The sequence below is a fragment of the Bradyrhizobium sp. WSM1743 genome (assembly GCF_000473065.1).
Lineage (GTDB): Bacteria > Pseudomonadota > Alphaproteobacteria > Rhizobiales > Xanthobacteraceae > Bradyrhizobium.
Genome location: NZ_AXAZ01000008.1, coordinates 97170 through 119865 on the forward strand (window position 1 = coordinate 97170; position 22696 = coordinate 119865).

A 22696-nucleotide genomic window follows, 5' to 3' on the forward strand; every position below is an offset into this window, starting at 1 on the left:
GTGCCCCTTCCCGTTCGTCAACGCAAGCCGCCATCGCCGATGATGGTGTAAGGCGCCCAGAACAGCGGATGCGCATAGGCAAACTCGGTCTTGCCCTCGCTGTTGAGATAACCCGGACCATCGACGAGGGCCATTGCGGCCTGACGCAGCGCTTCACTGCGCGACAGCTTGGGATCATCGGCCTGCCGCTTGAACAGGTCGGTCACCAATTGCCGCGCCGACTGTGAATGCACCGACCAGTTCGTCACCAGCAGCGCGCGCGTTCCGGCGTAGAAGAACGCGCGCCCGAGCCCGGATGCCGCCTCCGCTCCTGCCCCGGCGCCGGCGCCGGTGTTGCAGGCCGACAGGATGACCCAGTCCGCATCCAGCTTGAGGCCGAGGATCTCCTCCATGGTCAGAAGGCCATCGCCACCCTCACCCGTCACCACCGGCGACGACAAAGCGAGCGCGGGCTGCGTCAGCCCGTTCAGCTCGCCCGGGACCAAGCCATGGGTGGCAAAGGCCAGGATCCTGAAGCCGGAGAGATTCATGGTTTTCACCGCACTCTCGGTTGCGCTCTTGCCGAGAAACAGCACCTTGGAAGGGTCCGCCTGCAGTGCCAGCGCGATCGACTTCAACTCGTCAGCGGTGTCGGGCAGACGGGGCAAGAGACCGAGCTCGGCGCTGTCGACGCCTTCGAGCTTGGGACTGTTGCGCCGCTTCAACGGACCGCCACGCGTGATGTTGCCGCCGGCGTCGGCGACCTGAATCTTCTCTCCGCCGCCTTCCGCCTCCGCCTGCTGCTCGCTGTTGAAATAGGGATCGCCGAAGGCCACGAGGTCGCCGCGGCCGGGCTTGCCCGGCGGCAATTGCCGCAGCGTGCGCAGCGCCGCCGCCGACGGCACCGTCGAGACGGCATGGGTTCGCGCCAACCACGGCACGTTGCGATAACCGATGAACAGCGGATCCTCGTCGGCAGCGACCTCTGCCGGTGCCGTCGGCAACAGAGACAGCGGCAACAGGCCCAACGCACCGTTGGTCACGACAATCAGGTTCTTGGCCGGCTTCCATCCGCTCTCAACCGGCTTGAGCAGCAACTCGTAGAGCTCATGGCCGAGCTTGAGGTCGAACGGCGGAATGTCCGAGATCATCGCAGCCTGCGGCTCGAGCGCTTCGCGCAGCTTGCGGATCTTGCTCTCGATGTCGCCGATCTTGGCCTGGACCGCCGCGAACGCCACCGGCCCCGACTTCGGCACCGCCCAGACGAAGCCGCCGTTCTGGCCGAAATAGAACGAGAGCATGGCTTCGTCGTCGGCAAGCGTCGCGCGGATCTCGGCGACGCTCGGCGGCCTCGGCGAGACGAGATCGGCGTAGATCGGGAATTTCTGCTTGATCTCCTGGCGCGCCTTGTCGCGCTGGCCGCGCAAGGCGGCGATGGAGGCCTGGATCTGCTGAACACCCTTCTCGTCGCGTTCCGCCGCGGGAAGCGCGAGCACGTTGTTGAGCGTGCCGAGCTGGGCGTTGACCTGCTTGGTCAGGTCCTGCTCCTTGCGCACGAGCTCGGCGAGCGCGGGGTCCTTTGCCGCCGCACGCGCGCTCGAGGCGGCCAGCGCCTGCTGCACCGAGCGACCGCGGACGGCATCGGCGAGGCCAAAGGTCTCCTCGCCAACGCCGCTGCCCTCGGCCCGCGCGAGCAGCGCGAGATAGCTTTCGACGATGGTCTGCAGCCGCTGGCTGCGCGCGGCCACCACGGTGGTGTTCTCATCGTCGGCGTTCTCGTTCGCGCTCGCCATCATGATCGGGATGGCAGCCTTGAACTCGCGGATCGCCTCGGCATCGCGCCGCGCCCTCATCAGACCGACGGCCAAAGTGCCGCGCGCGGAGGCGGCATCGAAGTGATTTTCACCGACGCGCCCGACCTGCTTCCTGACGAGCTGCTCGGCCGCTGCAATGCCGGCGTCCAGCTGTCCGGAGTTGTAGAGCGCGAGAATGCGCGACGGATTGAGCTCGAAAACCTGGCGGCGTTGCGGCTCCCATTTGGCGATCGCCTGGTCGATCCGCGCAAACATGGCGTTGGCTTCGTCATTCTTGCGCTGAAGGCTGAGAATGCCGGCGAGCTGGGACAGCAACTGAACCGTCGGCTGCGAATCGTCCGGCACGCCGACGGTCTTGCTGATGTCGAGGGCGACGCGACCGAGCTGCTCGGCTTCCTCGTAGCGGCCCTGATCGACCAGAATACCGGCCAGCCCCATCACGAAACGCGGCGTCACCGGATTGTACTTGCCGGTGTCCCTCAGGCGCGCCAGCAGCGCTCGGCGCGCGTCGACCTCTGCTTCGGCGAGCCGTCCCTGCCGCGCCTTCATGCGCGCTTGGTTCAGGACGTTGCCGTCGACAACCTGGAGCAGCAGTGTCTCGGCAGGCGGATTCTCCAGCTCCAGAACCCCCTTGTTGCCGGCGCGCTTGCGCAGCTCGGCGGTGCGATAGGCGGCCTCGGCTTCCGCGAACTGGCCCCGCGCCTCGAAGATCTGAGCGCGCGACATCTCGATCTCGCCTTCCCAGTTCTGGCCCAGCCTGGCATAGGTGGCGCGCCAACCAGGAAGCCCGCTGGTGCGCGCTTCCTGGATTAGGGTCAGGCTGCGACGGAGATGGGCTTCGGCCTGCGCGACATCGCCCATCTGCAGGAGGATGGACGCAAGCGTACGGTTGGCATTGAACTGGTAGCCCTTCGAGCCCGGCATGTTGGTGTCGCGCAACAACTTTTGCACGATCTCCAACGCGCGCTTGGGATCGCCGGCGAGCAAATACTGCACCGACTGCAGCTGCATCAGACGCGCCAGCATGTTCGGGCTGACGGCTCCGCGGCCGACTTCCACTGCCTTGTTGGCATCGGCGGTGGATTCGGCGAGCCGGCCGAGTTGCGAGCGCGCATTGGCGCGATCGAAGTAGAATTGCGCGAGATCCTGGCGCGACTCCTTGCCCGTCGGCACGGCGTCGGCATCGGCCTTGAGCTCGGCGATCATCTTCTCATCGGGCTTCTCGCCGTCGAGAATGGCCGTGATATCGGAGATGTTGCGCGGCGGCGCGACGAAATCCTTCGGCAGGGCGGTGCCCGCATCGAGCTTGGGCGCCGCCTCTTTCGGCATTTCGACGGCGACGTTGGCGCGGCCGTTGGCGGCGTTGAGGGCCGCGATGACGCAGGCCCTGACCTGCGGCGAGGCTTTGGCACGGCAACCCTCGAGATCGGCACCTGCCTTGCGGCCTCCCTGGGCCTGCATGCACGCCTGCACGATCGGCCTGCCGACCGTCATCCGGCAATTCTCGATCGCCGCTTCCTTGGTCAACGCGGCAGCGGAGCCGGCTGATCCGAGCAGAATGGCAAATGTCAGCAGATGGCGGAGGGAAACGTCCAGACGGCTCTTGAACGGATGCGCGGCGTCTAAGCTCATCTCGAAGGACCTTCGGGTAAAATGACTTTGAAGAAACGGGACAATCCTATCCGGCCGGCCCGGAAGGACAAGGGCCATCCCGGAGGCCTCAACAGCGGTAGGCCGCTACGGCCGGCATGAGTTGCCAGAGATCGCGTGCGGCGAGGCGATTCCAGGCTAATCGCGCTGATTGGCCGCGGGGTGCGATGGCTGCCCTCGACGGGCGGCTGGCTTGTGCGGTCAGCCCTTCGAGATGACCGCGCGGCCGTAAGGCGGCTGGGCCGCGACCGGGGGATTGGCGGTCTGGGCGGCGAGTTCGCCGATCAGGCGGTCGGCATCGGCGGCCATGCCGTCGGGGGCCTGGATCACCAGGCGTTCCAGCGCCCAGCGGTAGGACGAGATGCGCTGCTCCAGGCACAGCTGCACCCACTGGATGATCAGCGAGTTCTCCTGCATGCGCGCGACCGCGTCGTCCCTCTCCCTCGGCGAGAGCGCGGAGACGCGCGCCATGCTGGCATTGCGTTTCCGATCGAGATCGATGACGCGGATCGCGCTGGCGAAGAACGGCTCGAAGCGCGTGATGTGGTTGCGGACGTCCTCGATCAGCTGCGCATAGCGCGAGGAATGCGAGCGGTGCGGCTCGTCGATCAGCGTGCGTCCGTACATGGTGCGGTCGAACACGATCTTCTGCCGCCAGGGCGAGGGCAGCGGCTTGTAGTCGCCGAACACGCTCTTCCATGCGGGGCGCGACAGAGGCGGCTCGATCATGGGATAGGCGAGATCGCGAAGCTGGCGCTCTTCGTCGGTGAGCTGGAATTGCGAGGACGTCAAGCCGACGCTGGAGGTGACCTCCGCGCCCAGCCAGCGATGCATGTCGTCGCTGCGCATGCTCTCGCGGGTGCGGCCGAAATCGCCGCCGCTACACGCCGCGAGCGACGCGCCTAACAGCGTGAGCAGGACGGCCGACAGGACAGGCCGGATCTGGCGGATGGAGTCCGGCATCGCATGAAGCCGGATGTTCAGCGACGGCGGCGACGGCGCCCCGGCGCTGTGCCCTGCTCCGGCCCGCGATCGCCGCTGGTTTCGTCCGCCTCACGCTCGATGCGGATCACGGGAAGGATCACGACCGTTCCCATGTCCGTGCGCGGAGCGACATCCCCCGACGAGCCCACCCGGCGACCGGCCGGAAATTCGATGATGGTCCCCATGCCAGCTCTCTTCAATTGCCGCGCGACCGAACGCGCCCCTGCAACATGCATTCATTAAGATCAGCTCATGGTTAACGGGGTGTAAACGCGCCTCTTGGACCGTAACCGCACGGACGCGCCGCGCCGTCCCGTTGCGGCACGACAACGCCCTAAATTGCAGAGCCGGCTTCACGCCTCGTTTTCCTTAACGAGGCTTTAAAAGAACCTGCGCTAGGCTCGCCCAAGTATCTTTCCCGAGTTGCGTACGCCTCCCATGACCAAGTCGCTGTTTCCCGGATTCGACGGGCTGATGACCCTGTCCCGTCGCGAAGGTGTCGATGTCCGTCCGACGCTGCTGCGCGTCCTGACCGACCTTTATGTCCAGACCAGCACCCACAGCGACGACGAGCAGCGGCAGTTCGTCGAGCTCGCCACGCGGCTGATCGATCAGGTCGACGATGCGACGCGCGCGGCCGTCAAGGCGCGGCTCGCGGTCTATCCGCAGACGCCCGTCGCGATCCTGCAGAAGCTCGGGCTGGTCGCGACCCAGGAAGGCCGCAGGATTCCATTGGCGCGAGAGATTCCCGCTCCGCCCCGCGCGCCCGCTCCAGCGCGCGTGCCGACCGAGGCCGAGCAGCGCATGGCTGCCAACGTGGCGATGCAGCCGAAGGAGGCGGCCGAGATCCACGACATGTTCTTCCGCGCCGGCGCCTCCGAGCGCGCGCTGATCCTGCACAATCTGGCGCAGACCCCGCTGAAGGCCGCCCCGCGCATTCCGACCGCGCGCGCCAAGCGCGCGATCCAGATCCTGGAGATGGCGGCGATCGCAGGTGACGTCGAGAACTTCACCTTCGAGCTCGGCGACAGCCTGATCCTGCCCTCCCGCGTCGCAGCCCAGATCGTCGACGATGCCGGCGGCGAGGCGCTCGCGGTCGCCGCGCGCGCGCTCGACATGCCGAGCCCGGTGTTCCAGCGCATCCTGCTGTTCTTCAAGCCGGAGATCGGCACCTCCGTGAACGCCGTGTACCGGCTGTCGCGGCTCTATGACCGCCTCGCCGAACGCTCGGCGCTGGTGATGCTGGCGGCCTGGCGCGGCTCGACGCTCGCAGTGACGCGGGCAAAGTATCAACCGTCGCTGCACGATGGCGAACGCCAGCGCGCGCGTGCCGGCGCAGGCCAGACGCGGCCGGGCGTGCAGCCGGGCTCCGCGCCTGCGGTGCGGAAGGGCACCGGCGGATCATCCGATCGCTGATTGCTCACGCCGCTGACAGGCGGCGACGCCGAGTGCTGGGCGCACAACGAGCTCCAACCTCGTCATTGCGAGCGCAGCGAAGCAATCCAGAGTCCCTCCGCGGAAAGATTCTGGATTGCTTCGCTGCGCTCGCAATGACGGTGGGCCGATAGCTAGGTCTTCGCCAATTCCAGAAAATGCCGGCCCGCGCGATCCTCGGTCTCGACGATCCACGCGTCCGGATCGAAGCGGATTTCCTTGGTCAACCGCTCCTCGATCGTGTGCTCCGGCAGAGGCTGTGGCGCGACCGGCATGAACAAGCGATCGACGGGGCGGCCGTCGTCATAGACGGTCTGCGGCGCCGGCGCATACAGCATCGCATTGCCGTCGAGCAACGACACCTTCACGAACACCGCGCCCGCCTCCTCGGCACCGCGGCGCCGCACGGCGCCGAACACGCCCTCGGTCTGGCAGCGGCGCAAGTAAGCCGCCACCCATATGTTGGATTTCAAACGCATGAATCGGACGATAGGCCAGCACTGCGATCAGCACCAGCCTCCGTGCAAGCGCCAAAACTATTCGACGGGATGGCCGATCGCGGCGGCGAGCTCGCGCAGCAGGCGGTCGGAGACCTGGCCGGTGACCTGCATCTTGTGCTCACGCTCGAATTTCTGGATCGCGGACTGGGTCTCGCCGCTCATGGCGCCCGTGATCTTCAAATTGCCGTAGCCATATTCGGACAGCGCGCGCTGCACGCCGGCGATACGCCGCGCGGCCGGGCTCTGCTGCGCAGGAATCGGTGCCGGCGGACGGATCGCGGACGGCGGCGTCGAGGTCGTCGCCTTGACCAGATTGGTCATCGGATCGCTCGAGCGCGTCGAGGCGGTCGCCTCGACGGGCTTTTCGGGCGCCTTCTCGGCGGCACGCTCGGCAGGTTTGGGCTCGACGCGAAACTCCGTCGCCCTCGGCTCGAGCGGCGAGGTATCGGCGCCGACGGGGCGCGGACGCGGCATGGGATTCGACAGCGGCACGGACGACGGCGCGGGAAGATTGATCACGGTGCCGAACATCGGCGCGGGGTGCCGGCCGGTCTGGAGGAACAGCGCATTGGCAACGATCGCAGCGATCGCGGCGACGGCGACGAGGCCGGCCAGCGTATCCTTGGGGCTGTGCAGCAGCACGCGCATCACGAGATTGCGCTCGGTCTCGACGTCGATGACCGCGGTTTTGGCACCACGGCGGCGCGGAGCGGCTTCGTCCTTGGCAGACTTCTTAGGCACTTTTCTTCACCAGAGCGGGTTGATCCTGAGACTGGTCGTGAGCTTGGTCTTGAAGGTCCTGGCGCAGCGCCGGCGTCAGCGTCGCGATCTTGCTCGCGTTCGCCTTGTCATCGGCCGGCCTCTCTTGCGGCGGCGTGTAGACGAGCGGCAGCTTGACGGTGACAGCGGTGCCTTCTCCCAACCTGCTTTGTACCGTCAATTCACCGAGATGCAACGCCACGAGGCTCTTGACGATCGAAAGTCCAAGGCCAGTGCCTTCGTGACGGCGCTGATAAGTCTTGCCGGCCTGGAAAAACGGCGCGCCGATGCGCTTGAGATCGTCGGGTGCGATGCCGACGCCGGTGTCGCTGATGCGCAGCGTCAGCTGCGAACCCGACACCGCGGCTGATACGCAGACCTGACCGCCGCGCTCGGTGAACTTGATGGCGTTGGCGACGAGGTTGAGCACGATCTGCTTGAAGGCCCTGGGATCGCCGGTCATGACGGGCAGATCCTGCGGCGCATCGGTGATCAGGTCGATGCCGTTCTCCCGCGCCTTCAGTGCCAGCAGATTGCAGCAATGGAGCAGCGAGGCGCGCGGCGCGAACGGCTCCGACGCAATCTCGAAATTGCCCGACTCCATCTTCGACATGTCCAGGATGCCGTTGACGACCGAGAGCAGATGCTGGCCGGAATCGTTGATGAGCTGGGCGTATTCCTTGCGCTGGGAGGCACCCAGCATCAGGGTCTGCTCCTGCGCGATCATCTCTGAGAAGCCGATGATGGCGTTGAGCGGCGTGCGCAGCTCGTGGCTCATGGTGGCGAGGAAGCGCGTCTTGGCGGCATCGGCGGCTTCCGCGGCGCTGCGCGCCTGATCCAGCGCCTGCTCGGAAAGCTTGCGGTCGGTAACGTCGCGCATCACGGCGACGACTTCGGCCTCGCACATGGAATCAGGATCGGTATCCCGGCGGCCCTGATCCTGATCGAGCGGACGGCAGCGCATCTCGACCCAGATGAAATCGACCTGGCTGCGCTCGGAACCGACAGGATCGCGCCGCAACCGGAACTCGACGCTGCGCACCTCGCCGCGCGCTGCGTCGGACAGTGCCGTGAGATAGGCCGGCCGATCGGCGACGTGGACGCGGTCGAACAGGCCATGGCCGAGCAGTTGCACCACTTGCATGCCGAGCATGGCCTCCGCCGCCGGCGAGATGAATTGCACCGCCCCGTTGCGCTGGTGCCGCGAGATCACGTCACTCATGTTGCACGCCAGCAGGCGGTAACGCTCCTCCTCGCGCGACAAGAGCGCGACGCTGGTGCGCGCGAGCGACTCCGCGCCGAAGGCGAGGCCTGCGGCATAGAGGGTCGCGGAGGCAACGCCGAAGGCCATCAGCACGCCGCGCTCGGCCGCGCTCGGCTCCTCCGCCGGCAGCCAGCCGAGCTGGCTGATCAGGATCAGCATCCCGGCGCAGGACAGCGCGAGCAGCGAGGCGAAAGCCGCAACGCGGCGCGAGGCCGACAGCGCAGCTTCGAGGGGAACCACGACCAGCCAGACCGCTGCGAATGATTCGATGCCGCCGGTCGTGACCGCGACCGCCATGATCAGACCGGCGAGCGCCAGCGACGAAAGCACGTGCGCACCCTCGTAGCGTCCGGTGCGCGACAGGAACCAGGACAACATGATCGGCGCGATCAGCCAGGCAAAGGCCGCGACCTCGATCGCGCTCGGCGCGCCGCGCATGGCAAGATAGGCCGGGAATGCGGCAAAGGCGGCCAGGCTGCCGAGCAGCCGCGGTGCCATGAAGGCACGATGGCGCGCTCGCATCAGCGCATTGTAGCGCGCGGAGGGATGCAGCAGTGCATCGAGACAATCGCGGATGATACTCAAAACTGTCACGGGTCTCGCGCTTCGGCTCAATCGTCTTGAGAAGACGCGCCGGAACGCCTCCTTGTCGTTGAGCCACCGTGTCAGAGCGACCTTAAACGAGTGCTAAGGCGGCGCCGCGCGCGGCCGGACACCGCGTTATCGCGGAGCTTTTTAGACGATTTGACGACGTCTTCGCTGCGGATGGTGAACACAGGGTTTCATCGTCGTCCGCATGGTTTCGAATTGGTGGATGCGGGGCGGCCAGCAAAATCACGGGCGCCGGGCGTCAATCGAAAATTTACTGGAACGTCGCTTCCAAAGAATCTTGGGTCAATTTTCCGCGAATTAAGCTCAAGGCAATCACTTGCGATTTATCGAGGGTTGCTAGGTCCGACATCCGCGGAGATCGCCGCGGGCGGACTCTAACGGACAGGTCGGTAAGATGCGCTTTCTGCTTCGCATCACATTCTGGCTCGGGCTGGTGCTGGTGCTCCTGCCGCGGGACAAGACGCCCGAATCGGAGAAGCTGCCGCAGATCGGCGCCGCCGACGCGGTGCAGGCTGCGACCGCGGCCGTCTCCGACATGACCCAGTTCTGCAAGCGCCAGCCGGCGGCCTGCGAGGTCGGTGGACAGGCCGCGACCATCATCGGCCAGCGCGCCCAGGAGGGTGCGAAGAAGCTCTACCAGATCATCAACGACAAGAAAGAGCAGATCACCAACGACAAGAACGAGAAGACCGACAAGAAGGCGCCCGACCATACCGGCTCGATCGCGATGGCCGGCGAAGGCGATGCTGCTGCGAGCGAGGCGCCGCGCGATACCCTGACCCAGGACGACCTTGCGCTGGAATGGCGCGGTCCTCAGGCAGCGAATTAGCGCCAACCCTATCGATTTCACGGCTTCGCGTTCCTATATTGGCCTTAACGGGAACGATGGGCCAAGATGACGACGATCGACGAAATCAGGGACAATTTCGAGCTTCTGGACGAGTGGGATGACCGCTACCGGTATGTCATCGAGCTCGGCCGTACCCTGGAACCGTTGCCGGAGGCGGAACACTCCGCCGCCAACAAGGTGCAGGGCTGCGTCAGCCAGGTCTGGCTCCAGAAGCTGGTCGACCGCAGCAATGGCGAACCGATCCTGAAATATCGCGGCGACAGCGACGCCCATATCGTGCGCGGCCTGGTTGCGATCGTGCTGTCGCTCTATTCGGGCCGCACGCCTCGGGAGATCCTCGATACCGACGCGATCGCCGTGTTCAACGAGTTCGGCTTTCGCGATCACCTGACGCCGCAGCGCTCCAACGGCCTGCGCTCGATGGTCGAGCGCATCAAGACCGACGCGAAAGAGGCGCTCGCGGAGGCGACCTAGCGACCCTCATGGTGAGGAGGGCGAAGCGCGTCTCGAACCATGAAGGCCCGGATGTGCGGCCATCCTTCGAGACGCCCGCTTCGCGGGCTCCTCAGGACGAGGGCGGGACGAGCTGAATGCTGGAACGACGTTACTTCCGCTTCCGCTGCTGCTGCCCCAAGCCCATCTGCTTGGCCAGCTGCGAGCGTGCCACCGCATAGTTCGGGGCGACCATGGGATAGTCGGCCGGCAAGCCCCACTTCTCGCGGTATTGCTCCGGCGTCATGTTATACTGCGTGCGCAGATGGCGCTTCAGCGACTTGAAGCGCTTGCCGTCTTCCAGACAGACCAGATAATCGGGCGCGATCGACTTCTTCAGCGAGACGGCCGGCTTGGCCGGCTCCAGCGGTGTGGTCTCGGTGCGGCCTGACGAGACCCGCACCAAGGCGCCATGCACCTGGCTGATCAGGTTCGGAATCTCAGTCGCCGGCGTCGGATTGTTGCTGAGATAGGCCGACACGATGCTCGCCGTCAGCTCGATGAAATTCTTCGCCCCCGCATCCGACATGCGCCCGTACCTTCTCCAGCTCGCGCTTCACGGGATTGACGACGCCAAAGTATTCCGTGTCAAGAATACATTCGGCGAAAATACGACGACTGACGACGACGCGCTGATTACTGGTGAAGGGCGCCGCTTTACTTACACGTGGCGGCCTCAACCGCGCTGGTCGAGATGGGCGCGGAGCTCGTCGATCGAGGCAAAGCGCATCATGCCTTCCGGCATCTGCGCCTCGATCGAGCCGTCGGAATAGAGCGAATAGGCCATGCCGTCGACGACGCCGGATTTGAGCACGGTCACGGGTGCCGGCTCGACAGATGGCGGCGGTTCGGGTGCTGGCGGTGCCTCCGTAAAGGTCGATGGGGAACGCGGCGGCGGACGGCGCGGGACGGCCGGCGGCTCCGGCGGGCGCGTACGGTCCGGCTTCGGCCAGGCAACGTCAAAGCTCGCGGGCGGAAGCTCCGGAGCCTCACTGGGCCCCGCAGGCGGCTGCGGCGGCGCACCTTCGGTGGCCTTCCCCTCCGCGCGCTCGCGCTCCTTGCGCGAGGTCGAGGCGAACAGCAGGTTGCGCCGGCGCGGCGCTTCCGAAGCGGCGGGCGGCGTCGGAACTTCCGGCTCTTGTGCTCCCTCGGCGCGCGGACGCTCGCGCGCCGCAGCTTCGCTCTGCCACGGTGGCGGACCTGCGGACGGCGGCGGCGCCGGCTCGATCCTCGCGGCCGCAGTGGGCACCGGCTCGGGCGCGAGCGCACCAGGCACGGCGAGGCCCGGCAGCACGGGCCTGACCCGAACCTCGGACGGCGCGACCACAGCGGCCAGCCGGCGAGCGATGCTCTTGAGCTCAAGCAGCACCAGATGCAGGCCGACCAGTAACATTCCGGAGCAGACGCCAATGGTGCCGGAGATTATGAGAGTTCCACCGAGGCTGAATTCCCTGATCGTCAGGCCGAAAATGATCGCAAGGAGACCCGCCAGGACGGCGCAAATCCCCACGATCAACAATGCCAAATTCATCGAACCACCCCCGGCCGCGCATCCGTACGCGACAACCGCTACGCCACGATACCGTCATACGATGTTCCACGCCAACGGCCAATTCTAGGCAGTGTTCCTAAAGGGAAGGAAATCAGGGACTTATTCACATTCCCTTCAGCTCCGGCTGGCTACTGCTAAAGCTGCTCTCAAGTAACCGGAATTGCTGCGTCGCATCAGGAATTTAGCCATAATGCCCAATTACTTGGTAATGGAACTGCGCTATACGGAGTCCGGGGAGCAGGCCCGCGCGCACCAGCAGGGCCAAGAGGGGATTCCGGGGCACCGATAGCCATGACATCCATCACGACTTCGGCGATCGACACGCCCCTACGGCGCTCGGTCGAACGGACTTGCGACGATCTCGCCATGCTGGTGCTGGCCGCGGTCGCCGTCATTGCTGGCTTGACGTTCCGCGACTACGGGCTCGGCTGGGACGACTACACCCACGCGGAATACGCCGACCTGCTGCTGCGCATGTTCGGTTCCGGCTTCAGGGACACCGCGGCGCTCTCCTTCGCCAACCTCTACATGTATGGCGGCGGCTTCGACATGGTCGCGGCCCTGCTCCACAAGGTCATTCCGCTCGAGCTGTTCGAGACGCGCCGTCTGGTCGGCGCCATCGTCGGCGTGATCGGACTCGCCGTGACCTGGCGGCTCGGCCGCCGCGTCGGCGGACCGCTCGCAGGCCTCGCCGCGCTGCTCCTGCTCGCACTCTGCCCGATCTTCTACGGCCACATGTTCATGAACCCGAAGGATGCGCCCTTCGCGGTGGCCATGATCATCCTGATGCTCGGCCTCGTCCGGCTCGCCGAGGAATATCCGCAGCCGTCGCCGCGCACGATCCTCATCGTCGGCCTGGGCGCCGGCCTTTCGCTGGGCTGCCGCGTTCTCGGCGGGCTCGCACTGGTCTACGCCATGCTCGGTTTCATGCCGCTGTTCCTGGAGGAATTGCGCATCGAAGGGTTGCGCGAGTCGGTCCGCCGCTTCGCCCATGTCGTCTATGTGCTGCTGCCCGGCCTCGTGCTCGGCTACCTCGTGATGGGCCTGATCTGGCCGTGGTCGATCATGGAGCCCGGCAATCCCTTCGAGGCGCTGACCTACTTCTCGCATTTCTTCGAGAAGCCGTGGAAGGAGATGTTCGACGGCGCGATCGTGTCGGTGCCCGACATGCCCTGGTCCTATCTGCCGACGCTGTTCGCGCTCCAGCTGCCCGAGGTGATGCTGGTGCTGATGGCCGGTGCCGTGTTCAGCACGTTCGCCATGCTGCCGCGACGCGAGGTTCCGGCGCGCCGCAAGACCATTCTCTTGATGCTGACGCTGGCTGCGACCCTGCCGCTCGCGATCGCGATGGTGAAGCGCCCGGCGCTCTACAACGGCATCCGCCATTTCGTCTTCGTGATCCCGCCGATGGCGGTGCTCGGCGGCGTCGCTTTCGCCTGGACCATGGAGCGCCTGCGCGCCAATCATCGGACCTGGCAGCCGGTCGTGCTCGCCACCTTCTGCTTTGGCCTTGCGCTGTCGCTCGCCGAGATGATCCGGCTGCACCCCTATCAGTACACGCACTTCAATCACATCGCGGGCACCGTGCGCGGCGCCGACGACCGCTTCATGCTGGACTATTGGGGTCTCGCGCTGAAGCAGGCCTCCGACGAATTGCGCGAGCAGCTGATCGAGCGCCAGGAAGTGCCGCCAACCAATCGCAAATGGAAAGTCGCGGTCTGCGGTCCGCAGCGCCCGGCCCAGGTCGCGCTCGGCCCTGACTTCACCATCGGCTGGGATTCCAATGCGGCCGATTTCGCCATGACGCTCGGCGAGTTCTACTGCAAGGGGCTTACCGCGCCCGTCATGGTCGAGATCAAGCGCGACGACGTGGTGTTTGCCCGCGTCTACGACATCCGCGGCCGCAGCATTTCCAGCCTGCTCTCGATCCCGGCGCCGTAATAATTTTCTCTCGACCGTAGCCCGGATGGAGCGCAAGCGTAACCGGGACCGGTCGTCCCGCATTGCGCCTCCGCCTCCGCTCTTCGAGCTACGGTGGAAGCTCCATGCGGGCTACGCGCGACAGCCACGCTCTTCGTGCCTTGCCCCCAGTCCCGCCCAAGACTACGCTCCCTCCCCGCAACAACGATGTTCGGAGAGAATTGCCATGTCACCAGCGGAAGCGCGCCTGAAGGAAGTGCCGTCGAACATGACGGAGGCGGAGTGGCAGCAACGGGTCAACCTCGCCGCCTGCTATCGCCTGGTCGCGCTGTACGGCTGGGACGATCTGGTCGACACCCACATCTCCGCGCGCGTGCCCGGTCCCGACCATCACTTCCTCATCAATCCTTACGGGCTGATGTTCGAGGAAATCACGGCCTCCAGCCTCGTCAAGGTCGACCTGCACGGCAACCAGCTGTCCGAGAGCGAATACAGCATCAACCCGGCCGGCTTCACCATCCATTCGGCGATCCACGAGGTGCGCGAGGACGCGATCTGCGTGCTGCATCTCCACACGCTCGACGGCACTGCGGTGTCGAGCAGCGCGGAAGGCCTGTTGCCGCTGAACCAGACCGCCCAGCTCGTCACCCACGACCTCGCCTATCACGACTATGAAGGCATTGCGCTCGACCACGACGAACGGCCGCGGCTGCAGAAGGATCTGGGCGACCACAACCACATGCTCCTGCGCAACCACGGCACGCTGACGGTCGGCCGCTCGGTCGCCTCCGCCTTCGAGCGCATGTATCATCTCGAACGCGCCTGCTCGATGCAGGTGCGCACGCGCGCGCTGGGCACGCCAGTCTATCCTGTCGAGGAGATCGCGATCGAGAAGAACACCGAGCTCTTGTCCAACCGCGACCGCGCCGAGCTGCGCGCCACCAACCTCGTGTGGCCGCCCTTGCTGCGCAAGCTCGACCGCGAGCTTCCGGGCTACCGGTCTTGAGATTTTCGCGATTTCGTGTAAGGTAGTTCTCGAACTACCTCTGCACGTTTTGGAATGGAACGCCGCCCAATCCCGGGCGGCGTTTTTGTTTGTTCGTCACGTCCGTCATTCCGGGGCGCGCGAAGCGCGAACTCTGGTGCGCAATTGCGCACCTGAGAATCTCGCGCAACAATCTCCAGATTCCGGGTTCGCCTCTTCCAGGCGCCCCGGAATGACCGCTGCGCGGTCACTTCACCTCCGCCAGTGCCGCGAGGATCCTTGCCCAGGAGCGGATGCCTTTCTGGAAGCTCCGCAGGTCGTATTTCTCGTTCGGTGAGTGGATGTTGTCGTCGTCGAGGCCGAAGCCGACCAGCAGCGAGTCGAGGCCGAGCGTGCGCTTGAAGTCGGCGACGATCGGGATCGAGGCGCCCGACCCCATCAGCACCGTCTCCTTGCCCCACTCGTCGGCCAGCGCCTTGCTGGCGGCGCCGAGCGGCTTCATGGTCCAGTCGAGCGCAACCGCGGGCGCGGCGGAATGGTCGCCGAACTCGACCTTGCAGTCGCCCGGAATCCGCGCCGATACGTAGTCGCGGAAGGCCTTGCGGATTCTCGCGGGATCCTGGCCCTGCACGAGGCGGAACGACACCTTGGCCGAAGCATGTGACGGGATCACGGTCTTGGAGCCCTCGCCGATATAGCCGCCCCAGATGCCGTTGACGTCGCAGGTCGGACGCGTCGAGGCCTGCTCGACCAGGAGCCTGCCCTTCTCGCCAGCCGGGAGCGACAGCCCGACCGGCCTGAGGAAGGTCTCGGGCGTGAACTCGAGCTTCTTCCACCGCTCCAGGATGTCGGGCGGGGTGTCCTTCACGCCGTCATAGAAGCCGGGGATGGTGATGCGGTTGTCGTCGTCGAACAGGCCGCCCAGGATTTTCGTGAGCAGGCGGATCGGATTCATCGCAGTGCCGCCGAACACGCCGGAATGCAGATCGCGATTGGCGGCGGTGATCTTCAGCTCTTCATAGAGCAGGCCACGCAGCGAGGTCGTGATCGCCGGCGTGTTGGGATCCCACATGCCGGTGTCGCAGACCAGCACGTAGTCGGCCTTGAACTCGTCCTTGTTGGCCTCGATGAAGGGCACGAAGTTCTTCGAGCCGACCTCCTCCTCGCCTTCGATCAGGAAGGTGATGTCGATCGGCAGTGAGCCCGTCACCTTCTTCCAGGCGCGGCAGGCTTCGACGAAGGTCATCACCTGGCCCTTGTCGTCCTCGGCGCCGCGCGCGACGATGATCTTGCGGCCGTCGGCATGATCGGTGACAACGGGCTCGAACGGCGGACGGTGCCAGAGATCGAGCGGATCGACCGGCTGCACGTCGTAATGGCCGTAGAACAGCACGTGCGGCCGCCCGCCCGCTCCGGTCTTGCCGACGACGGCGGGATGGCCTGCGGTCTGCCTCACCTCGGTGGCAGCACCGAGGCTGGCGATGTCCTTGGCGAGATGCTCGGCCGCGGCCTTGCAGTCATCCGCAAAGGCCGGATCGGCCGAGATCGACTTGATCCGCAACAACGAGAACAGGCGCTCCAGGCTGTTGTCGAAATCCTTGTCGATGTGGTCGAGCACGGATTGGAGCTGCGCATTGGCCATGATTGTGATCCTGATTGTTGGGTCTCAAGAGGTCCGGGGTTTTAGCGCCGCTGCGGCCTTGGGGCTAGCCGCAACCGGCGGATGCCGGATGTGCCAGGCGAGGCACCCAGCGAGGACCGCGGTTGCAGCGAGGTTGTTGCCCCAGGCCTGGATGACAGTGGGAAACCACGGCAGCGACAGCAGCATGAGGATGCCGGCGGCACCAAGGGCGAGCCAGGTTCCCAGGCGCACATGCGCTCGCTCGTCGAAGGCGGCGCGATGCATCAGCACCGTGATCGGGAAGAACAGCCACATGAAGTAGTATTGCCGGGCCAGAGGCGAGGCCACCGTCATCAGGCAGAACAAGATGCCGAGCTCCTCGGCATCGGAGCGCGCAGTTCGCCGCGCTTGCCGCGGCATGATTGCGACGAAGCCGAAGCCGAGCAATGCCGACAGCGCCAACACGATCCAATTCGCCGTCGTGTAGTCGAGGTCGATCACGTTCATCGTGCGCGGCGGCGTTTTGGGATCATCCTGATTGTAGTTGATCGGCCGGACCAGGCGATGCGTGACGGCAATCAGGGACCGGTTGACCCACGACCAGTTCTGCTCGCCACGCTGGCCAAAGCCCTTTTCCGAGCTCGTCCCGACCATGCCCTGGTACCAGTTCGCAAGTTCGGCCGCGTTGCGCTCGAAGCCACGGATCAGTGCCGGCACGACATATAGAAGAATGCCGGTGAAGACGATCGTGCTGACAACGGCGGCCCATTTGCGCCGCCAGAGCAGATAAGGCAGCACGGCGATCGGAAACACCTTGATGGTGGCGGCGAGCGCGAACATGAAGCCAGCGAGCCACGACCGCTGATGCCGCAAGCTCCAGAAGCCATAGAGCATCATCGCCAGCAGGACGAGGTTCGGCTGGCCGAGGTCGAACATGTCGAACACGAAGGCCACGGTGACGACGACCGGCAGCGCTTCCAGCCAGGGGCCAGGCGTGCGGCCCGAGCCGGTCATGACGTGGGAGAGCGTCCCGGTGTACCACCACGCCACAGCATTCAAGATCGACAGGACGACATAGAGCGGAATTTTGCCGAGCCAGCTCGGGATCGCCAGCGGGATCGCCGGGAGCGGTGGATAGATGAAGTCGAAATACTCGAGGGCCGTGGCAGGATACAGCGGCTCACCCTGCAGGACCTGCTGTCCGGCCCAGTACCAGAGCGAGTAGTCCTTGGTCTTGCCGCGGCCGAAAATCTCGGGGACGAGCACGTCGGCCGTCAGGAGGACGCAGCAGAACAGAAAAAGCAGATCCAGCGTCGCGCGCGGCGACAAGCGTCTGGGCGCGTCAGGCTTGGCTAACGGGGCGGGCGGGATCACAGTGCGGTCCTGTGCGGCGACAAAACAGGACGTAGCAGACCGGCGAAGGATTGGAGAGTCCCTCACCTGAAATTGTGCGCCGGTGATGGCCTCGGACGACCAAATATCAGGCGACGAGGAGAGCGCTTGAGCCTCATGGCCGGGCTCAAACCGGCGTCCTGCCTACCGCCGCAGCAATCCGCCGAGCGCGCCGCGGACCAGCGTACGGCCGATCGAGCCGCCGAGCTGGCCACCGATCGACTTGCCGACATTGGCGGCCATCCCGCCGATCACCTGGTTGGTGACCGATCGCGTCACGTCGCGCGCAATGACCTGGCCGGTTGACAGACGGCCTCGCTTGACGTTGGTGCCGAAGATGGTGCCGACGATCGAGCCGATCTGGCCCAGGATGCCGCCGCCACTTCCGCCAGCTGAAGCGTCCACCGTGGCCGCCGTGGCGGCGATGCGCTTCTGAATCATCTCGTAGGCGGACTCAGAATCGACGGCGGTGTCATATTTGCCCTTCACCGGGCTTGCAGCCATGATCGCCTTGCGCTCGTCCGGCGTGATCGGTCCGATGCGGGCCGATGGCGGCCGGATCATCACCCGCTCCACCATCGAAGGCGTGCCGTTGCCCTCGAGGAAGGACACCAGCGCCTCGCCCTTGCCGAGCTCCATGATCACCTTTGCGGTGTCGAGCTTCGGGTTCGGCCGGAAGGTCTGCGCCGCAGCGGCGACCGCCTTCTGGTCGCGCGGCGTGAAGGCGCGCAGCGCGTGCTGCACCCGGTTGCCCAATTGTCCAAGCACGCGGTCCGGCACGTCGATCGGGTTTTGCGTCACGAAGTAGATGCCGACGCCCTTGGAGCGGATCAGGCGGACCACCTGCTCGATCTTGTCCATCAGCGCCTTGGGCGCGTCATTGAACAGCAGATGCGCTTCGTCGAAGAAGAACACGAGCTTCGGCTTGGGCAGATCGCCGGCTTCGGGCAGCTCCTCGAACAGCTCCGACAACATCCACAGCAGGAACGTCGCGTAAAGCCTGGGATTCTGGAGCAGCTTGTCGGCGACCAGGATGTTGACCATGCCGCGGCCATCGCGATCGGTCTTCATGAAGTCCTTCAGCGTCAACGCCGGCTCGCCGAAGAATTTGGTGCCGCCCTGGTTCTCCAGCACCAGGAGCTGGCGCTGGATGGTGCCGACGGTCGCCTTGGTGACGTTGCCGAACCCCTGAGCGGCCTTGCGGATGGCAGCGAGCGGATCCTCCTCCGCGTCCGCACCCTTCTTCCCGCTATCGGGCACGATGGCGTCGAGCAGCGCCCGCAAGTCCTTCATGTCGATCAAAGTCAGGCCGTTGTCGTCGGCGACGCGGAAGGCGACGTTGAGCACGCCTTCCTGCACATCGTTCAGGTCGAGCATGCGCGCCAGCAGAAGCGGCCCCATTTCCGTGACGGTGGCGCGGACCGGGTGGCCCTGGTCGCCGAACACGTCCCAGAACACCGTCGAGAACTGATCGGGCTGGAATGACAGCCCCATTTCGGTGGCGCGCTTGACGATGAAATCCTTAGGCTCGCCAACCTCCGAGATGCCGGAGAGGTCGCCCTTGATGTCGGCTGCGAAGACCGGAACACCGGCGCGCGCAAACCCTTCCGCCATCACTTGCAGCGACACCGTCTTGCCGGTTCCGGTTGCACCCGTGACGAGGCCGTGGCGATTGGCGAGCGCCAACGTCAACCAGGCCTGCTCGTCTCCCTTGCCGACGAAGATCTTGTCGTCGGTGTCGCCGAGCTTGCTGTCCTGTACGGTCATTATTCTCTGATCTCTCTGCCGAGTTTCGCGTATTGAAACTCAAATGCACCAGTTCCGTAGTTTAACGCATGTCGCACGCCGATTAAAACCGTTCAACGCGTCCCGGCATGCGACATTGTCGGACACAAACGGACGACATCAGCCGAAAGTACGAACGAGGTGTTCGCAACCCGGCAATTTATCGCCGATTCGTCCTCGGCTCTTGCACGGCTGCAACACCTTTCGCGCGTTCGAAGGTGAATCGCGACGGCGCGTGCGTTCATCGCTTGAATTTCACATCACACCGGCTCAAGATCATTTTCGAAAGCAATACTCCGGCATGCAAACCGGCTGAGGGGCGGGCCTTATGGACGAGCTGATCGGACGGCTGGCGGCAAACGCCAGCATAGATGGTGCTGTCGCTGAAAAGACCGTCGGCATCATCCTGGGCTTCCTCCGCAGCGAGGGTCCTTCCGATAGCGTGCAGGCCCTGATCGACCAAATCCCGGGAGCGGAAGCTGCGATCGAGGCGTCCAGGAGCGGCGGCGGCCTGTCGCGGCTGATGGGCGGCGGCTTGATGGCCGTCGGCACCCGCCTGATGGGCCTGGGGCTTGGCATGTCCGAGATTCAAAACGTCGCCCGTGAACTTTTCCGCTACGGGCGAGACAAAATCGGAGCGGATCAGATGGGCAAGATCATCGCGGGGACGCCGGGCCTCAGCCAGTTCGCCTGAGCGACGCTTTTCATATCGAGCATCATGACATATCCGATCTCCGAGATTGAGGGCCTGCCGGCCTTTGCAGCCAACAAGTTGAAGGCGCAAGGAATCCGCACCACCGACGCGCTGCTCGAGGCGGCCTCGACCGTGAAGGGCCGCAAGGCGCTTTCCGCCAAGACGGGCATCAGCGAGCAGTCGCTGCTGGAGTGGGCCAACGTCTCCGACTACATGCGCATTCCCGGCATGGGCAGGGCCAAGGTCGGCCTGGTCCGCGCCGCCGGCGTCGCCACCGTGCGCGAGCTCGCCTATCGCAATCCCGCAAGGCTGGCGCAGAGCATGCGCGAAGCCAACGAGAAGAAGAAGCTGGTCCGCATCCTGCCGTCGGAGAAGTCGGTTGGCGACATCATCGCCAAGGCCAAGAAGCTGCCGCCGAAGATCACGTATTGATTGCAACTCCGTCATCCTGAGGTGCGAAGCACGGGACGCAACGCGTCTCGTGGAGAGCCTCGAAGGATGCACGGCCACGCTGCATCTCCACGGAAAGAGCCGGGCCGTAGCCCTTCGAGGGCCGCTGAAGAAGCGGCCACCTCAGGGTGACGGCGAGAGAGCGACGCCCGGAGCCGTCGGCGCTTCCAATCCCGTCTTGACTCCCCCTTCCCGACAGCGCAATGCCACGCGCATGAATGCCTCGCCCTCCCCATCCGTCCCGCCGGCCGGCTCGGCCGGGCCTGATGCGCTGCGGACGCTCGTGGGCCGGCCGATCCCGGCGGTGATGGGCGTGCTCAACATCACCCCGGATTCCTTCTCCGACGGCGGCGCGTTCATCGCACCAGATCAGGCACTCGCGCGGGCGCGGGCGATGATCGCCGATGGTGTCGACATCATCGATATTGGCGCCGAGTCCACCCGACCCTACAAGGGCGCCCGGCCGGTCACGGCGGCGGAAGAGCTCGCGCGGCTGAAGCCGGTGCTGGCTGGCGTGGTGGCGCTCGGTGTGCCCGTCTCGATCGACAGCATGAAGGCGGAGGTGGTGGCGTTCGCGCTCGAACAGGGCGCGGCGATCGCCAACGACGTCTGGGGTCTGCAAGGGGACGCCGACATGGCGCCGCTGATCGCCGCAAGGGGCGTTCCCGTGATCGTCATGCACAACCGCGACAGCGTCGATCCCGCCATCGACATCGTCGCGGATATGAAAGCATTCTTCCTGCGCTCGCTGGACATCGCCGCAAAAGCCGGCATTGCGCGCGAGAGCATCGTGCTCGATCCCGGCATCGGCTTCGGCAAGACGGCCGAGCAGAGCATGATCGCGCTGGCGCGCTTGCGCGAGCTCGACATGTTCGGCCTGCCAATCCTCGTTGGTGCTTCGCGAAAACGCTTCATCGCCTCGGTGTCGCCGTCGGAGCCATCGGAGCGGCTCGCCGGCTCGATCGCCGCGCATCTGATGGCCGCGCAGCGCGGCGCCAGGATCATCCGGACCCATGACGTCGCCGAGACCTTGCAGGCCCTGCGGGTGGCACACGCAATCGAGAGCAAGCAATGACCGATACGATCTTCGTCACCGGCTTGTCGATCCATGCCCGCCACGGCGTGATGGATCACGAAACCGAGGTCGGCCAGCGCTTCGTCATCGACCTCGAACTCTATACCGACCTGTCGGAGCCTGCGCGGACCGACCGGCTCGCGGACACGGTGTCCTACGCCGATGTCGTGGCGACGACGACGGCGGCGTTCAAGAACACCAATTACAAGCTCTTGGAACGCGCCGCCGGCGCGGTGGCTGACGCCATCCTGTCGCACTTCCCGCGCATCCGCGCCGTGAAGGTCACGGTGCACAAGCCGCACGCGCCGATCGCCGCGATCTTCGACGACGTCGGCATCATGCTAACGCGCTCGCGGCATCCCTGACATGGCGAGCGTGCTGATCGCACTCGGCGGCAATGTCGGCGATGTCCGCGCGACGTTCAAGAAGGCGATCGCGCATATCTGCGGCATGGCGCAGGCGGCGCTGATCGCGCGCTCGTCCGACTATGCGACCCCACCCTGGGGCGACGAGGACCAGGATCCCTTCATCAACGCCTGCATCGAGATCGAGACCAGCCTCGATCCGCACGCGCTGTTGTTCGTGCTGCAGAAGGTCGAGCGGAAATTCGGCCGCACGCGGAACAAGGAGCGGCGCTGGGGCCCGCGCACGCTCGATCTCGACATGGTCGCCTACGACGACGTCAGCTTGCAGAAGCCCGACCTGACGCTGCCGCATCCGCGCCTGTTCGAGCGCGCCTTCGTGCTGGTGCCGCTGGCCGAAATCGCGCCAGACCGCGTGATCTCAGGCATTCGTGTGCGTGACGGGCTCGCCAGCGTCTCGACGCAAGGCATTGAGCGGCTTCCGGATACCGGTTAACCAAAAACAACCGTTTGCAGGGACGG

21 protein-coding genes are annotated in these 22696 nt (G+C 65.4%); 10 read left to right on the plus strand and 11 right to left on the minus strand.

Going from position 1 to position 22696, the window contains the following annotated elements; genetic code table 11:
- Positions 1-17 precede the first annotated feature (17 nt).
- The 3 genes from YU9_RS0106590 to YU9_RS0106600 form a co-directional block, all read right to left on the minus strand.
- A complete protein-coding gene (locus tag YU9_RS0106590; RefSeq protein ID WP_027572075.1) occupies positions 18-3425 on the minus strand; it encodes a CHAT domain-containing protein in 3408 nt (1135 codons plus the stop codon).
- 219 nt (positions 3426-3644) lie between these two features.
- Complete coding sequence (locus YU9_RS0106595) at positions 3645-4406, minus strand: hypothetical protein (RefSeq protein WP_027572076.1); 762 nt, start codon at positions 4404-4406, stop codon at positions 3645-3647.
- Between the two features lie 17 nt (positions 4407-4423).
- Entirely contained in the window at positions 4424-4612 is a 189-nt protein-coding gene (locus YU9_RS0106600) for a hypothetical protein (RefSeq protein ID WP_027572077.1), read from the minus strand.
- 253 nt (positions 4613-4865) lie between these two features.
- Here YU9_RS0106600 and YU9_RS0106605 point away from each other — a divergent pair, with 253 nt between their 5' ends.
- On the plus strand, positions 4866-5843 hold the full coding sequence (locus tag YU9_RS0106605; protein ID WP_027572078.1) for a DUF2336 domain-containing protein: 978 nt from the start codon (positions 4866-4868) through the stop codon (positions 5841-5843).
- A 152-nt stretch (positions 5844-5995) separates the two neighbouring features.
- Here YU9_RS0106605 and YU9_RS0106610 read toward each other — a convergent pair whose 3' ends face one another.
- From YU9_RS0106610 to YU9_RS0106620, 3 genes are read right to left on the minus strand one after another with little or no spacing between them, the layout of a single operon-like run.
- Positions 5996-6340, minus strand: coding sequence for a DUF1491 family protein (locus YU9_RS0106610; RefSeq protein ID WP_027572079.1), 345 nt, complete (start codon positions 6338-6340; stop codon positions 5996-5998).
- Between the two features lie 57 nt (positions 6341-6397).
- Positions 6398-7102: a peptidoglycan-binding domain-containing protein gene (locus tag YU9_RS0106615; RefSeq protein WP_027572080.1), complete on the minus strand. Its 705-nt coding sequence runs from the start codon at positions 7100-7102 to the stop codon at positions 6398-6400.
- A complete protein-coding gene (locus YU9_RS0106620; protein ID WP_027572081.1) occupies positions 7095-8978 on the minus strand; it encodes a PAS domain-containing sensor histidine kinase in 1884 nt (627 codons plus the stop codon). The genes YU9_RS0106615 and YU9_RS0106620 overlap by 8 nt, the downstream gene beginning before the upstream one ends.
- Positions 8979-9390: 412 nt before the next feature.
- Here YU9_RS0106620 and YU9_RS0106625 point away from each other — a divergent pair, with 412 nt between their 5' ends.
- Positions 9391-9825, plus strand: coding sequence for a DUF5330 domain-containing protein (locus YU9_RS0106625; protein WP_027572082.1), 435 nt, complete (start codon positions 9391-9393; stop codon positions 9823-9825).
- 66 nt (positions 9826-9891) lie between these two features.
- Positions 9892-10320, plus strand: coding sequence for a SufE family protein (locus tag YU9_RS0106630; RefSeq protein WP_027572083.1), 429 nt, complete (start codon positions 9892-9894; stop codon positions 10318-10320).
- Between the two features lie 130 nt (positions 10321-10450).
- On the opposite strand, the gene YU9_RS0106635 is transcribed toward YU9_RS0106630, so the two are convergent.
- Positions 10451-10867, minus strand: coding sequence for a MucR family transcriptional regulator (locus YU9_RS0106635; RefSeq protein ID WP_027572084.1), 417 nt, complete (start codon positions 10865-10867; stop codon positions 10451-10453).
- A gap of 147 nt (positions 10868-11014) precedes the next feature.
- Positions 11015-11869, minus strand: a complete 855-nt coding sequence (locus YU9_RS0106640) for a hypothetical protein (RefSeq protein ID WP_027572085.1) — start codon at positions 11867-11869, stop codon at positions 11015-11017.
- A gap of 312 nt (positions 11870-12181) precedes the next feature.
- On the opposite strand from YU9_RS0106640, the gene YU9_RS0106645 reads away from it, so the two are divergent.
- On the plus strand, positions 12182-13831 hold the full coding sequence (locus tag YU9_RS0106645; protein WP_027572086.1) for a glycosyltransferase family 39 protein: 1650 nt from the start codon (positions 12182-12184) through the stop codon (positions 13829-13831).
- A 205-nt stretch (positions 13832-14036) separates the two neighbouring features.
- The gene (locus YU9_RS0106650; protein WP_027572087.1) at positions 14037-14816 is read left to right on the plus strand and encodes a class II aldolase/adducin family protein; all 780 of its coding nucleotides are present in this window, start codon (positions 14037-14039) and stop codon (positions 14814-14816) included.
- 226 nt (positions 14817-15042) lie between these two features.
- Here the strand turns inward: YU9_RS0106650 and YU9_RS0106655 are convergent, their stop codons facing one another.
- The 3 genes from YU9_RS0106655 to YU9_RS0106665 form a co-directional block, all read right to left on the minus strand.
- Positions 15043-16437, minus strand: coding sequence for a M20/M25/M40 family metallo-hydrolase (locus tag YU9_RS0106655; protein ID WP_027572088.1), 1395 nt, complete (start codon positions 16435-16437; stop codon positions 15043-15045).
- 24 nt (positions 16438-16461) lie between these two features.
- Entirely contained in the window at positions 16462-17745 is a 1284-nt protein-coding gene (locus YU9_RS0106660) for a glycosyltransferase family 87 protein (RefSeq protein ID WP_245266314.1), read from the minus strand.
- 207 nt (positions 17746-17952) lie between these two features.
- Entirely contained in the window at positions 17953-19575 is a 1623-nt protein-coding gene (locus YU9_RS0106665) for a helicase HerA-like domain-containing protein (RefSeq protein ID WP_027572090.1), read from the minus strand.
- Positions 19576-19921: 346 nt separating this feature from the next.
- Between YU9_RS0106665 and YU9_RS0106670 the strand changes: the two genes are divergently transcribed.
- The 5 genes from YU9_RS0106670 to folK all read left to right on the plus strand — a co-directional run bounded on the left by YU9_RS0106670 (position 19922) and on the right by folK (position 22670).
- The gene (locus tag YU9_RS0106670; RefSeq protein ID WP_027572091.1) at positions 19922-20287 is read left to right on the plus strand and encodes a hypothetical protein; all 366 of its coding nucleotides are present in this window, start codon (positions 19922-19924) and stop codon (positions 20285-20287) included.
- Positions 20288-20311: 24 nt separating this feature from the next.
- Complete coding sequence (locus tag YU9_RS0106675) at positions 20312-20719, plus strand: DUF4332 domain-containing protein (protein WP_027572092.1); 408 nt, start codon at positions 20312-20314, stop codon at positions 20717-20719.
- Between the two features lie 232 nt (positions 20720-20951).
- Positions 20952-21812, plus strand: coding sequence for a dihydropteroate synthase (gene folP, locus YU9_RS0106680; RefSeq protein ID WP_027572093.1), 861 nt, complete (start codon positions 20952-20954; stop codon positions 21810-21812).
- Positions 21809-22177, plus strand: coding sequence for a dihydroneopterin aldolase (gene folB / locus YU9_RS0106685; RefSeq protein ID WP_027572094.1), 369 nt, complete (start codon positions 21809-21811; stop codon positions 22175-22177). The genes folP and folB overlap by 4 nt, the downstream gene beginning before the upstream one ends.
- 1 nt (position 22178) lies before the next feature.
- A complete protein-coding gene (gene folK, locus YU9_RS0106690) occupies positions 22179-22670 on the plus strand; it encodes a 2-amino-4-hydroxy-6-hydroxymethyldihydropteridine diphosphokinase (RefSeq protein WP_027572095.1) in 492 nt (163 codons plus the stop codon).
- The last annotated feature ends 26 nt before the right edge of the window (positions 22671-22696 follow it).